At 61.0% G+C, this 13,360-nt stretch carries 14 protein-coding genes; 6 read left to right on the plus strand and 8 right to left on the minus strand.

Features of this window, described 5'->3' with window-relative positions:
- Positions 1 to 485: 485 nt before the first annotated feature.
- From infA to aat, 3 genes are all read right to left on the minus strand, one after another.
- Positions 486 to 704 (minus strand): translation initiation factor IF-1, encoded by a 219-nt coding sequence (gene infA / locus ACKLNA_RS01870; RefSeq protein WP_002553999.1) that lies wholly within the window; start codon positions 702 to 704, stop codon positions 486 to 488.
- Between the two features lie 112 nt (positions 705 to 816).
- Positions 817 to 1,524 (minus strand): arginyltransferase, encoded by a 708-nt coding sequence (locus tag ACKLNA_RS01875; protein WP_114884009.1) that lies wholly within the window; start codon positions 1,522 to 1,524, stop codon positions 817 to 819.
- A gap of 58 nt (positions 1,525 to 1,582) precedes the next feature.
- Positions 1,583 to 2,263: a leucyl/phenylalanyl-tRNA--protein transferase gene (aat, locus tag ACKLNA_RS01880; protein ID WP_408984672.1), complete on the minus strand. Its 681-nt coding sequence runs from the start codon at positions 2,261 to 2,263 to the stop codon at positions 1,583 to 1,585.
- Between the two features lie 475 nt (positions 2,264 to 2,738).
- Between aat and ACKLNA_RS01885 the strand changes: the two genes are divergently transcribed.
- From ACKLNA_RS01885 to cysG, 6 genes are all read left to right on the plus strand, one after another.
- On the plus strand, positions 2,739 to 5,147 hold the full coding sequence (locus ACKLNA_RS01885) for a DNA translocase FtsK (RefSeq protein ID WP_408984673.1): 2,409 nt from the start codon (positions 2,739 to 2,741) through the stop codon (positions 5,145 to 5,147).
- 65 nt (positions 5,148 to 5,212) lie between these two features.
- A complete protein-coding gene (lolA, locus tag ACKLNA_RS01890) occupies positions 5,213 to 5,833 on the plus strand; it encodes an outer membrane lipoprotein chaperone LolA (RefSeq protein WP_007958184.1) in 621 nt (206 codons plus the stop codon).
- Between the two features lie 24 nt (positions 5,834 to 5,857).
- Entirely contained in the window at positions 5,858 to 7,180 is a 1,323-nt protein-coding gene (locus ACKLNA_RS01895; protein WP_114884005.1) for a replication-associated recombination protein A, read from the plus strand.
- Positions 7,180 to 7,554 carry a fluoride efflux transporter CrcB gene (crcB, locus tag ACKLNA_RS01900; RefSeq protein WP_085712376.1) on the plus strand — a complete coding sequence of 125 codons (375 nt, stop codon included), beginning with the start codon at positions 7,180 to 7,182 and terminating at the stop codon, positions 7,552 to 7,554. The genes ACKLNA_RS01895 and crcB overlap by 1 nt, the downstream gene beginning before the upstream one ends.
- A 15-nt stretch (positions 7,555 to 7,569) precedes the next feature.
- Positions 7,570 to 8,850, plus strand: coding sequence for a serine--tRNA ligase (serS, locus tag ACKLNA_RS01905; RefSeq protein WP_114884003.1), 1,281 nt, complete (start codon positions 7,570 to 7,572; stop codon positions 8,848 to 8,850).
- Positions 8,851 to 10,245 (plus strand): siroheme synthase CysG, encoded by a 1,395-nt coding sequence (cysG, locus tag ACKLNA_RS01910; protein ID WP_408984674.1) that lies wholly within the window; start codon positions 8,851 to 8,853, stop codon positions 10,243 to 10,245.
- A 42-nt stretch (positions 10,246 to 10,287) separates the two neighbouring features.
- On the opposite strand, the gene ACKLNA_RS01915 is transcribed toward cysG, so the two are convergent.
- From ACKLNA_RS01915 to tusC, 5 genes are all read right to left on the minus strand, one after another.
- Complete coding sequence (locus ACKLNA_RS01915; RefSeq protein ID WP_408984675.1) at positions 10,288 to 11,289, minus strand: glutathione S-transferase family protein; 1,002 nt, start codon at positions 11,287 to 11,289, stop codon at positions 10,288 to 10,290.
- 91 nt (positions 11,290 to 11,380) lie between these two features.
- A complete protein-coding gene (locus ACKLNA_RS01920) occupies positions 11,381 to 12,382 on the minus strand; it encodes a glycosyl transferase family protein (protein WP_408984676.1) in 1,002 nt (333 codons plus the stop codon).
- Complete coding sequence (locus tag ACKLNA_RS01925; RefSeq protein WP_408984677.1) at positions 12,379 to 12,714, minus strand: TusE/DsrC/DsvC family sulfur relay protein; 336 nt, start codon at positions 12,712 to 12,714, stop codon at positions 12,379 to 12,381. Before ACKLNA_RS01925 ends, ACKLNA_RS01920 begins: the two co-directional genes overlap by 4 nt.
- Positions 12,711 to 13,004: a sulfurtransferase complex subunit TusB gene (gene tusB / locus ACKLNA_RS01930; protein ID WP_408984678.1), complete on the minus strand. Its 294-nt coding sequence runs from the start codon at positions 13,002 to 13,004 to the stop codon at positions 12,711 to 12,713. Before tusB ends, ACKLNA_RS01925 begins: the two co-directional genes overlap by 4 nt.
- Positions 13,004 to 13,360, minus strand: coding sequence for a sulfurtransferase complex subunit TusC (gene tusC, locus ACKLNA_RS01935; RefSeq protein ID WP_408984679.1), 357 nt, complete (start codon positions 13,358 to 13,360; stop codon positions 13,004 to 13,006). Before tusC ends, tusB begins: the two co-directional genes overlap by 1 nt.

A 13,360-nucleotide genomic window follows, 5' to 3' on the forward strand; every position in this document is an offset into this window, starting at 1 on the left:
CACCCCCGGATCAATCCCTCCACTCAGCCTGCCGACGGGCCTTGAGATCAAAAGCTTTACTCGAGCTAACGCTCATCGTGGTGAGTTGCTCTTGATCTGGCTTTTGCTCTGGCTCTGGCTTTTGATTTTTTGCCCCTTCGGCAGGCCGAACGGAGGTGTCCATCAGGGGGTAGGCGCGCAGCGCCGTGCGGCGAAGCCGCATACATCGAGAGGAGGTGCAGCGAAGCAAACCGTAGGCGATGCCCCCTGATGGACACCGTAGCGAGGGAACACTGAGCCTAAGCGAAGTGCCGTACGCCGGGGCCAAGACTTTTTGGTTACTTTTGAGGCGTTTGTCAAAAGTGACTCGCTGTAAGAGCGAAACCGCCAGCGGCAGCACCCGAAGCAACGGATATACACCCAAAACTCAAGCACAAACCCAAAGAACCAAATCCCAGACAAACAAAAACGCCCGGCATTAAGCCGGGCGTCTTGTATTGACTTGATTAGCGAGCGCGGTAAGTAATACGCCCTTTGCTCAAGTCATAGGGCGTCAGCTCGACGCGCACTTTGTCACCGGTAAGAATACGAATGTAGTTCTTGCGCATCTTGCCGGAAATATGCGCGGTTACGACGTGCCCATTTTCCAACTCCACACGAAACATGGTGTTGGGCAGGGTGTCGACGACAGTGCCTTCCATTTCGAAGCTGTCTTCTTTCGACATGCAGTAAAGCCCTCGGTATCCAATGAATGGCCCGGTGCAACTGCGCCAGGCAAAAGCGGCGTGCATTGTGCCCGAAAAATGGGGTTTACGCCAAGGGGTTTAGGGCTTGCATTCAGTTCAGGATGACCCAGCGCTGATTAATCAGCAGTTCGATAGGCCGATATTGGGTCTTGTAGTTCATCTTTTTGCAGTTTTTGATCCAGTAACCCAGGTACACCGCTTCGAGGCCCAGCCGCTGGGCTTCGCCGATCTGCCAGAGGATGGCGTAGCGTCCCAGGCTGCGACGCTCTTCATCCGGTTCGTAAAAGGTGTAGACCGCCGACAGGCCATTGGGCAGCAGGTCGGTGACAGCAACGGCCAGCAACCGTCCGTCGAGCCGAAACTCGTAGAAGCGTGAGAAGGGCAGGTCGCGAACCAGAAAAGTCGAGAATTGATCACGGCTTGGCGGGTACATGTCGCCATCGGCATGACGCTGTTCGATGTAGCGCTGATAAAGATCGAAATACTCTTCGCTGAAGGCCGGTTTGACCGGGCGCACCTGCAGGTCGGCGTTGCGTTTGAAAATGCGCTTTTGTTGGCGATTCGGGTTGAACTGCGCCACCGGAATGCGCGCAGGCACGCAGGCATTGCAGTTCTGGCAATGCGGGCGGTACAGATGATCGCCGCTGCGACGAAAGCCCATTTCCGACAGGTCTGCGTAGACATGCACATCCATGGGCTGGCTCGGATCGAGAAACAGGGTAGTGGCCTGTTCCTCGGGCAGATAACTGCAGGAATGAGGCTGAGTGGCATAAAACTTCAACCGCGCCAACTCGGTCATGATCAACCCTCAGGGGTAAGCTGGTGAATTAAGTGTAAGCCACGCGCGCAAAAGTCGCTCAGCAAACCCAGGTGGCAAGGTTGGGTTGGTCGAGGTGTCGAGCCAGATATTCGGCAAATGCGGGGCGCGAAATTGCCCGGGCGCCCAGGCTGTGCAGATGATCGGTAGGCATCTGGCAGTCGATCAGCACGAAGCCCGAGTCTTTGAGGTGTCGCACCAGCGTGGCGAAGCCGTACTTGGAGGCATTGTCGGCACGACTGAACATTGATTCGCCAAAAAACAGTTGTCCCATCGCCAGGCCGTACAGTCCGCCGACCAGTTCGCCCTGGTCCCAAACTTCCACCGAGTGGGCGAAGCCCCGCTGGTGCAGTTCAATGTAGGCATCCTGCATGGCCTCGGTGATCCAGGTGCCATCGGCGTAATCCCGTGGCGCGGCGCAGGCGCGGATAACCGCTTCGAAGTCCTTGTCGAAGGTCACTTGATAGCGTTGCTGACGCAGCAACTTGCCCAGGCTGCGCGAGACATGCAGTTCGTCGGGAAACAATACGGTGCGCGGATCCGGTGACCACCAGAGGATGGGCTGTCCTTCGGAGAACCACGGAAAGCAACCGTGGCGATAGGCCTGGATCAGGCGATCGGCGGACAGATCGCCGCCGGCCGCCAGCAATCCGTTGGGATCGCGCATGGCCTTTTCCAGTGGCGGGAAAGTCAGTGAGTTGCGTTGTAACCAAGTCAGCATGGCGTCCAGGCTTGCAGAAGGGGAGGGCGGTGGGCAGCGGGGCCCGTTGCAAAGTGTGCCGTTAAATGGCGCGAATGTCCTCCCGAACCTGCGCGAAGTCGACGCTGCTGCAACTTGCCTTCCGGGATGCGGTCGTAGACGGGCGACAAGCTTGAGGGCGCATGCTTCGCTACGTTCATCAAATACACCTCATAAGCCTTTGTCACAAAAGACAATGCATGCTCAAATTGCGTCGCAGGTTTGGTCTGCTTGGCTATGCTTGAACATGGGGTTCGAAGCATGGCATCGAACGCGCAAACCCGTACAATGCCGGGCTGTTACAGAATATTCGCAGCGTGCCGTGTTTATAAAAGACCGGGCGCAGTGTTAAAAGTAGTCTCAGTTGCGCCCGTCAATTTTTTACCTGCCTGGATTGGGCAGTTTTTTATCGTCATTCAATAGATGGACGCGCCGCTGGCGCAGGAAAAGAAGCGTTTTGAAGAAATCCACGGAAGCACCAAAAACAGTCGTTCCGCTTTGGCGCCAGCAATTGCACTACCGGCTCAAGGAAGGTGCGTTGATCGCCATCGGCGCTCTGTGCCTGTTCCTGATGATGGCCTTGCTGACCTACGGCAAGGACGATCCGGGCTGGAGCCACAACAGCAAGATCGACGACGTGCAGAATTTCGGCGGCCCGGCGGGTTCCTACAGTGCCGACATCCTGTTCATGGTGCTGGGTTACTTCGCGTACATCTTTCCGTTGCTGCTGGCGATCAAGGCGTATCAGATCTTCCGTCAGCGCCACGAGCCGTGGCAGTGGAGCGGCTGGCTGTTTTCCTGGCGCTTGATCGGCCTGGTGTTTCTGGTGCTGTCCGGCGCCGCGCTGGCGCACATTCATTTCCATGCCGCCACCGCGCTGCCGGCCGGTGCGGGTGGCGCGCTGGGCGAAAGTCTCGGTGACCTGGCCCGCAATGCCCTGAACATTCAGGGCAGCACATTGCTGTTCATCGCACTGTTCCTGTTCGGCCTGACCGTATTCACCGACCTGTCGTGGTTCAAGGTGATGGACGTCACCGGCAAGATCACCCTCGATCTGTTCGAACTGTTCCAGGGCGCGGTCAATCGCTGGTGGTCGGCACGTACCGAGCGCAAGCAACTGGTGGCGCAACTGCGTGAAGTCGATGACCGGGTGCACGACGTGGTCGCGCCGACCGTTACCGACAAGCGCGAGCAGGCCAAGGTCAAGGAACGCCTGATCGAGCGCGAGCAGGCCCTGAGCAAACACATGTCCGAGCGCGAGAAACAGGTTCCGCCGGTCATCGCCCCGGCCCCGGTCAAGGCGCCGGAGCCGAGCAAGCGCGTACAGAAAGAGAAGCAGGTGCCGTTGTTCGTCGACAGCGCCGTGGAAGGCACCTTGCCGCCGATCTCGATCCTCGATCCTGCGGAAAAGAAACAACTCAATTATTCGCCCGAATCCCTGGCTGCGGTCGGCCACTTGCTGGAGATCAAGCTCAAGGAGTTCGGCGTCGAAGTCACCGTGGACTCGATCCATCCGGGCCCGGTCATTACCCGTTACGAAATCCAGCCGGCTGCCGGTGTGAAGGTCAGCCGTATCGCCAACCTGGCGAAAGACCTTGCACGTTCGCTGGCCGTGACCAGTGTGCGGGTGGTGGAAGTGATTCCGGGCAAGACCACAGTCGGTATCGAAATCCCTAACGAAGACCGCCAGATCGTGCGCTTCTCCGAAGTGCTGTCGACCCCCGAGTACGACAACTTCAAGTCGCCGGTCACTCTGGCCCTGGGTCACGACATCGGCGGCAAACCGGTCATCACCGACCTGGCGAAGATGCCGCACCTGCTGGTGGCCGGTACCACCGGTTCCGGTAAGTCGGTGGGCGTGAACGCGATGATCCTGTCGATCCTGTTCAAGTCCGGCCCGGAAGACGCCAAGCTGATCATGATCGACCCGAAGATGTTGGAATTGTCGATCTACGAAGGCATTCCGCACTTGCTGTGCCCGGTCGTGACCGACATGAAGGACGCCGCCAACGCCCTGCGCTGGAGCGTTGCCGAGATGGAGCGTCGCTACAAGCTGATGGCGAAGATGGGCGTGCGAAACCTGTCCGGCTTCAACGCCAAGGTCAAGGAAGCCCAGGACGCCGGCGAGCCCCTGAGCGATCCGCTGTACAAGCGCGAAAGCATCCACGACGAAGCGCCGCTGCTGCAGAAGCTGCCGACCATCGTCGTGGTCGTGGACGAATTCGCCGACATGATGATGATCGTCGGCAAGAAGGTTGAAGAGCTGATCGCCCGTATCGCCCAGAAAGCGCGGGCTGCCGGTATCCACCTGATCCTCGCGACCCAGCGTCCGTCGGTTGACGTGATCACCGGTCTGATCAAGGCCAACATCCCGACGCGCATGGCGTTCCAGGTATCGAGCAAGATCGACTCCCGGACCATCATCGACCAGGGTGGCGCCGAACAACTGCTTGGCCACGGTGACATGCTCTACATGCCGCCGGGCACCAGCCTGCCGATCCGGGTTCACGGCGCCTTCGTGTCCGACGATGAAGTTCACCGGGTGGTGGAAGCCTGGAAGCTGCGCGGTGCGCCGGAATACAACGACGACATCCTCAACGGTGTCGAAGAGGCGGGCAGTGGTTTCGAAGGCAGTAGCGGCGGCGGTGACGGCGATGATCCGGAAGCCGACGCGCTGTACGACGAAGCCGTGCAGTTTGTACTGGAAAGCCGCCGCGCCTCCATCTCCGCTGTACAGCGCAAGCTGAAGATCGGTTACAACCGTGCGGCGCGCATGATCGAAGCCATGGAAATGGCCGGGGTCGTGACGTCCATGAACACCAACGGTTCCCGCGAAGTCCTGGCCCCGGGCCCGGTGCGCGACTGATTCAAATGCAATGGGCGGTGCATGAAGCGCCGTCCACTTTCCCACGCGTATTCAAGAGGACTCCCATGCGTCTTATCCGCATGCTGCTGCCGGTACTGGCTCTGACCACCCTCACGGCTCACGCCGATGACAAGGATGTGGCTCGCCTGACCCAATTGCTGGAAACATCCAAGACCCTGACCGCCAATTTTTCCCAGCTGACCCTCGACGGCAGCGGCACCCAGTTGCAGGAAACCACTGGCGACATGACCCTGCAGCGTCCGGGCCTGTTCTACTGGCACACCAACGCGCCAGCCGAGCAGACCATGGTGTCCGACGGCAAGAAGGTCACCCTGTGGGACCCGGATCTGGAACAGGCCACCATCAAAAAGCTTGATGAGCGCCTGACCCAGACTCCAGCCCTGTTGCTGTCCGGTGACGTATCGAAGATCAGCCAGAGCTTCGACATCAGCGCGAAAGAGGCGGGCGGTGTGATCGATTTCACCCTGAAGCCGAAAACCAAGGACACCCTGTTCGACAGCCTGCGCCTGTCGTTCCGCAACGGTCTGGTCAATGACATGCAACTGATCGACAGCGTCGGCCAGCGCACCAACATCCTGTTCACCGGGGTGAAGGCCAACGAAGCGGTCCCGGCCTCGAAGTTCAAGTTCGACATCCCGAAGGGTGCCGATGTGATCCAGGAATAACCTCAGAGGTTTCAACGGTACGTGATGGATCTGTTTCGCAGTGCACCGATTGCCCAGCCACTGGCTGCCCGTTTGCGGGCGACCAATCTGGATGAGTACGTCGGTCAGGAACACGTGCTCGCTCGCGGCAAACCACTGCGCGAAGCGCTGGAGCAGGGCGCCCTGCATTCGATGATCTTCTGGGGCCCGCCGGGCGTGGGCAAGACCACCCTGGCTCGGCTGCTGGCGGAAGTCTCGGATGCGCACTTCGAAACGGTCTCGGCGGTGTTGGCCGGCGTCAAAGAGATCCGTCAGGCGGTGGAAATCGCCAAGCAGCAGGCCGGCCAGTACGGCAAGCGCACGATCCTGTTTGTCGATGAAGTGCACCGCTTCAACAAGTCCCAGCAGGATGCGTTTCTGCCGTACGTTGAAGACGGCACGCTGATCTTCATCGGCGCGACCACCGAAAACCCCTCCTTCGAATTGAACAACGCATTGCTGTCGCGGGCGCGAGTCTACGTACTCAAGAGCCTCGACGAAGCGGCGTTGCGCAAACTGGTGCACCGCGCCCTCACCGAAGACCGTGGCCTGGGCAAGCGTCATCTGACCCTCAGCGATGAAGGCTTCCAGATGCTGCTGTCCGCCGCCGATGGCGATGGCCGACGTTTGCTCAACCTGCTGGAAAACGCCTCGGATCTGGCCGAAGACAACAGCGAGATGGGCACCGAGCTGCTGCAAAGTCTGCTCGGCGACACTCGCCGACGATTCGACAAGGGCGGCGAAGCGTTCTACGACCAGATTTCCGCGCTGCACAAATCAGTGCGCGGCTCCAATCCGGACGGCGCGCTGTATTGGTTTGCGCGAATGATCGACGGCGGCTGCGATCCGCTGTACCTGGCCCGTCGCGTAGTGCGCATGGCCAGCGAAGACATCGGCAATGCCGACCCCCGCGCCCTGAGTTTGTGTCTGGCCGCGTGGGAAGTGCAGGAGCGCCTCGGCAGCCCCGAAGGCGAACTCGCCGTGGCACAGGCCATCACATACCTGGCCTGCGCGCCGAAAAGCAACGCGGTATACATGGGTTTCAAGACTGCGCTGCGCGCCGCCGCTGAGCATGGCTCGCTGGAAGTGCCGCTGCACCTGCGCAACGCACCGACCAAACTGATGAAGCAACTGGGTTACGGCGACGAATACCGCTACGCCCATGACGAGCCGGACGCCTATGCCGCCGGCGAAGACTATTTCCCGGAAGAACTCGACCCGATTCCGTTCTATCAGCCCGTGCCCCGTGGCCTGGAGTTGAAGATCGGCGAGAAGCTCAACCATCTTGCCCAACTCGATCGTTTAAGCCCCCGGCAGCGGAGAAAATAGTGGTTCCATTGATCGTTGCAGTCTCCGTCGGCGGGGTTGCCGGCACCTTGTTGCGCTTCGCCACCGGCAATTGGGTCAACGCCAATTGGCCGCGGCACTTCTATACCGCGACGCTGGCCGTTAATATCGTGGGCTGCCTGTTGATCGGCGTGTTGTACGGCCTGTTTTTGATACGCCCGGAAGTACCCATCGAGGTACGTGCCGGGTTGATGGTCGGCTTCCTCGGGGGGCTGACGACTTTTTCATCCTTTTCACTGGATACGGTGCGCCTGCTGGAAAGCGGGCAAGTGCCGCTGGCCCTGGGCTATGCGGCTATCAGCGTATTCGGCGGGCTGCTCGCGACGTGGGCCGGCCTGTCCCTGACCAAACTTTGATAACGAGAAACCGACATGCTCGATTCCAAACTGTTACGTAGCAACCTCCAGGACGTAGCGGACCGCCTGGCTTCCCGTGGCTTTGCCCTGGATGTCGCGCGCATCGAAGCGCTGGAAGAACAGCGCAAGACCGTCCAGACCCGCACCGAAGCACTGCAGGCTGAGCGTAACGCGCGTTCCAAATCCATCGGTCAGGCCAAGCAGCGCGGCGAAGACATCGCGCCGCTGATGGCGGACGTCGAGCGCATGGCGGGCGAACTGAGCGCCGGTAAAGTCGAGCTGGACGCGATCCAGACCGAACTGGACTCGATCCTGCTGGGTATTCCGAACCTGCCGCACGAATCGGTACCGGTCGGCGAAGACGAAGACGGCAACGTCGAAGTCCGCCGCTGGGGCACCCCGACTGCCTTCGACTTCCCGGTTCAGGACCACGTAGCCCTGGGCGAGAAGTTCGGCTGGCTCGACTTCGAAACCGCCGCCAAGCTGTCCGGCGCACGTTTCGCCCTGCTGCGTGGCCCGATTGCCCGTCTGCACCGCGCACTTGCGCAGTTCATGATCAACCTGCACGTCACCGAGCACGGCTACGAAGAGGCCTACACGCCTTATCTGGTTCAGGCCCCGGCGCTGCAAGGCACCGGTCAACTGCCGAAGTTCGAAGAAGACCTGTTCAAGATCGGTCGTGAAGGCGAAGCCGATCTGTACCTGATTCCGACCGCAGAAGTGTCGCTGACCAACATCGTGGCCGGTGAAATCGTCGACTCGAAACAACTGCCGATCAAGTTCGTCGCCCACACCCCGTGCTTCCGCAGCGAAGCCGGTGCGTCGGGTCGCGACACTCGCGGCATGATCCGCCAGCACCAGTTCGACAAGGTCGAGATGGTGCAGATCGTCGAGCCGTCGACGTCGATGGACGCGCTGGAAAGCCTGACCGCCAACGCCGAGAAAGTCCTGCAACTGCTGGGTCTGCCTTACCGTACCCTGGCGCTGTGCACCGGCGACATGGGCTTCAGCGCGGTCAAGACTTACGACCTGGAAGTGTGGATCCCGAGCCAGGACAAATACCGTGAAATCTCGTCGTGCTCCAACTGCGGCGACTTCCAGGCCCGCCGCATGCAGGCGCGTTTCCGCAACCCGGAAACCGGCAAGCCTGAGTTGGTGCACACCCTGAACGGTTCCGGCCTCGCGGTCGGTCGTACCCTGGTGGCCGTGCTGGAAAACTACCAGCAGGCCGACGGTTCGATCCGCGTACCGGACGTGCTGAAGCCGTACATGGGTGGCCTCGAGGTCATCGGCTAAATGAAATATCTGCCGCTGTTTCACAACCTGCGCGGCAGTCGTGTGTTGGTTGTCGGTGGGGGGGAGATTGCCTTGCGCAAATCCCGCCTGCTGGCCGATGCCGGTGCGCTGCTGCGGGTGGTCGCACCTGAAATCGAAGCGCAACTGCGCGAACTGGTTGCCACCAGCGGTGGCGAATGCCTGTTGCGTGGCTACGTCGAAACGGATCTGGACGGTTGCGGGCTGATCATTGCCGCCACCGACGACGAAGCGTTGAACGCGCAAGTCTCCGCTGATGCTCATCGGCGTTGCGTGCCGGTCAACGTAGTCGACGCTCCGGCGTTGTGCAGCGTGATCTTCCCGGCGATCGTCGATCGTTCGCCGCTGATCATTGCAGTCTCCAGCGGCGGCGATGCGCCGGTGCTGGCCCGGCTGATCCGCGCCAAGATCGAAACCTGGATTCCGTCGACCTACGGCCATCTGGCCGGTCTGGCCGCGCGGTTTCGCGATCAGGTCAAAGGCCTGTTCCCCGATGTGCAGCAGCGTCGCGGTTTTTGGGAAGACGTGTTTCAGGGGCCGATTGCCGACCGGCAGCTGGCCGGGCAGGGCGCCGAGGCCGAGCGTCTGTTACAGGCGAAGATCGACGGCGAAGCGACCGTGGCCACCGGCGAGGTGTATCTGGTCGGCGCAGGGCCGGGCGATCCGGATCTGCTGACCTTCCGTGCCTTGCGCCTGATGCAGCAGGCCGATGTGGTGCTGTATGACCGCCTGGTGGCTCCGGCGATTCTTGAGCTGTGCCGTCGTGATGCCGAGCGTGTCTACGTCGGCAAGCGTCGCGCCGATCACGCCGTGCCGCAGGATCAGATCAACCAGCAACTGGTGGATCTGGCCAAGGCCGGCAAGCGTGTGGTGCGGTTGAAGGGCGGGGATCCGTTCATCTTCGGCCGTGGCGGCGAGGAGATCGAGGAACTGGCGGCCCATGGCATCCCGTTCCAGGTCGTGCCGGGCATCACGGCGGCCAGCGGTTGTGCGGCCTACGCCGGGATTCCGCTGACCCATCGCGATTACGCGCAGTCGGTACGTTTCGTCACCGGGCACCTGAAGGACGGTTCCACCGATCTGCCGTGGGCCGACCTCGTCGCGCCGGCGCAGACGCTGGTGTTCTACATGGGTCTGGTGGGGTTGCCGGTCATCTGCGATCAGTTGATCAAGCATGGTCGTGCAGCCGATACCCCGGCGGCGCTGATCCAGCAAGGCACCACGGTCAATCAGCGGGTCTTCACCGGTACGCTGGCCGATCTGCCGCGTCTGGTGGCGGAGCATGAAGTGCATGCACCGACACTGGTGATCGTCGGCGAAGTGGTGCAACTGCGCGAGAAACTGGCGTGGTTCGAGGGCGCTCAGGGTCAGGTCTGACTCTGAAGGGATCGTTCCCGCGCGGTGGGAACGATCCTGCTCTCAACCTCTGTGCCAAACCCCTTTTCCGCCCAACCGGTCCCGGTCATGGGCAACAGTAAAGTCCTGCTCCGGCCCCTTCGGCACAACCCCGGTCGGGTTGATGGTCTTGTGGCTGCCGTAGTAGTGGTTCTTGATGTGCTGGAAATCCACGGTCTCGGCAATGCCCGGCCACTGGTACATCTCACGCAGCCAGTTCGACAGATTCGGATAATCGCTGATCCGCCGCAGATTGCATTTGAAGTGCCCGTGATACACCGCGTCGAAACGAATCAGCGTGGTGAACAACCGCACGTCCGCCTCGGTCAGGTATTCGCCCGTCAGATAACGGTTGGCGCCCAGTACCTGCTCCAGATGATCGAGTTCGGCAAACACATCGTCGAACGCCTCTTCATAGGCCTGCTGCGAGGTGGCAAACCCGGCGCGGTATACGCCGTTGTTCACTGCGGGGTAGATCCGCTCGTTCAGCGCATCGATCTCGCTGCGCAATGGCGCCGGATAGAAGTCCAGATCGTTGCCGGTCAAGTCATCGAAGGCGCTGTTGAACATGCGGATGATTTCCGCCGATTCGTTGCTGACGATGCGCTTGAGTTTCTTGTCCCACAACACCGGCACGGTGACGCGGCCGGTGTAGTCGGCGGTGTCAGCGGTGTAGCGCTGGTGCATGAAGTCGAAATGGTCGAGTTTGTCGCCGGTCGAGCCGAGGTTCTGGTCGAAGGTCCAGCCGTTTTCCAGCATCAGCCAGCTGACGACGGAAACGTCGATCAGACTTTCCAGGCCCTTGAGCTTGCGCAGGATCAGCGTACGGTGAGCCCACGGACAGGCAAGGGAGACGTAGAGGTGATAACGCCCGGCTTCGGCGGCAAAACCGCCTTCTCCGCTCGGGCCCGGCTCGCCGTTGCGAGTGACCCAGTTGCGGCGCTGCGCCTGTTCGCGCTGGAACGCGCCGTCCTTGCTGCTTTCGTACCACTTGTCCTGCCAGCGGCCGTCGACGAGTAAACCCATGATCAAGACTCCAGAAACCAATAATCGTTGGAGTGGAGTCTATTCCGATGAGTTCGAACAAAAAGCGCAAAGATCGGGCGTGAATGATCGGTTAAATCGATTTGTTCCGCGCGGCCCAGTATTGCTCGGCGGTTTCGAACGCCTGTTCCCGGTTTTGGCCAAGACCACGCAGCGCCAGTGCCATGGTCGAAATCAGTGCCATTTGCGGGTAGCTGTCGATTACATCGCCGCGCCAGACAGCTTTCAGATGCTCGACATCCAGCGACGCGGGTTTGACGTGACGCTGCGCCGACAACTGCGGCCATTCCTCGTCCCAGCTCTCGCCGCCAGTGGTGCCGTACAAGTGACTGTCGGCATCCGGGTTGATCTCGATTTCGCCGCCGTCACCCTTGATCACGATCGCCGTATCGCCGAGCAGACCGCTGGCATCGCGGTGCACCGCTTGGTAGCCGGGGTGGAAAATGCTCTGCAAACCGCAACGCGCGCCCAACGGATTGAGAATCCGTGCCAGCGAGTGGATCGGCGAGCGCAAACCGAGGGTGTTGCGCAGGTCGATCATCCGTTGCAGCTGTGGCGCCCAGTCCATCAGCGGCATGAACGCCAGGCCACCGTTGTCCAGCGCCGCGCCGACCTGTTGCCAGTTGCGGCACAGCGGGATGTTCAGCTCGCCCAGCAGTTGTTCGGAATACAAACGCCCGGCGGTGTGCGCGCCGCCGCCGTGCATGAAGATGCGCACGCCGTTCTGCGCCAGGCACTTGGCCGCCAGCAGATACCACGGCAGGTGACGCTTCTTGCCGGCATAGGTCGGCCAGTCCAGATCGACCTTCAGTGCTGGCGCCTGCAAGCGTTCGCGCAGGGCCTCGGTGAAACCAGCCATTTCCTCGGCGCTTTCTTCCTTGTGCCGCAGCAGCATCAGGAAGGCGCCGAGCTGGGTTTCTTCGACGGCTTCGTCGAGGACCATGCCCATGGCTTCTCGGGCTTCTTCACGGGTCAGGTCACGGGCGCCGCGCTTACCTTTGCCGAGGATGCGCACGAACTGGGCGAACGGATGCTCGGCGGGCGTTTCGAGGGTCAGCGCTGGATAGTCGGTCATAGGCAATTCGTCGGTTTGGGCAGGCCCGCCAGTTTCGCGGCGAGTTTGGCAGGGGTGCCTTTGAACAGTCGGTTCAGGTGCAGGCTGTTGCCTTTCTCCGCGCCGAGCTTGAGCGCGGTGTACTTGATCAGCGGCCGGGTGGCCGGCGACAGCTGGAATTCGGCATAGAAGCTGCGCAGCAGTTCGAGGACTTCCCAGTGTTCCGGGCTCAGTTCGATGTCTTCGACGGCGGCGAGGGCGCTGGCGACTTCTGCCGACCAGTCGTTGAGGTCGACCAGGAAGCCGTCCTTGTCCAGTTCGATGGCGCGGGCGCCGACGGTCAGCGCATTCATAGCCAGGTGTTGACCTTGTCGTGGTGGATCGACAGTTCGACGAAGGCCGGGTAATCGATAGCCTCGGCCCAGTCCGGAACCTGAACGGCACGGGCTTGCGCATCTTCGGCCAGCACGAACAATTTCACCTTGCGGGATTCCAGTGCAATGAACGGCGCAGTGCCGGGTTGCAGCGCGTAAGCGGCATCACCACACAGCAGCAGCGCGTCGGCAGTGCCGAGCAGGCGCAGGCAACTGGTCAGGCGTTCGTCGCCGAACGGGGAATGAGACAACACATGCAAAGTCGACATCAGAGGGTGATCACCTGGTCGTAACGGTCAATAAGGGCGGTGATTTGTTCGGCGCTCAAGGGTTGAGCTTCGTCCAGTGAACGATCGCCGAGGCCGCGAACACTGGCGCTGTCGGCGCAGTAGAACAGCTCTTCGACGCCGAACATCGGCAGTGCCTGCAGGTTGGCGCTCAGGTCTTTTTGTTGCAGTGCCCTGGCGTTCTGCCCGGCGGCCAGTTGCAGCACGCCGTCGTCGAGAAACAGCAGGCCGATCGGCAGATCGAAGGCACCGCCAGCCAACACGATGTCCAGCGCTTCACGGGCGCCGGGGCCGGACCATGGCGATTGACGGCTGATGATCAGAAGGGATTTGGCCAT

The sequence above is a fragment of the Pseudomonas sp. UV AK001 genome, assembly GCF_046097675.1.
GTDB classification, from domain to species: Bacteria; Pseudomonadota; Gammaproteobacteria; order Pseudomonadales; family Pseudomonadaceae; genus Aquipseudomonas; species Aquipseudomonas kribbensis.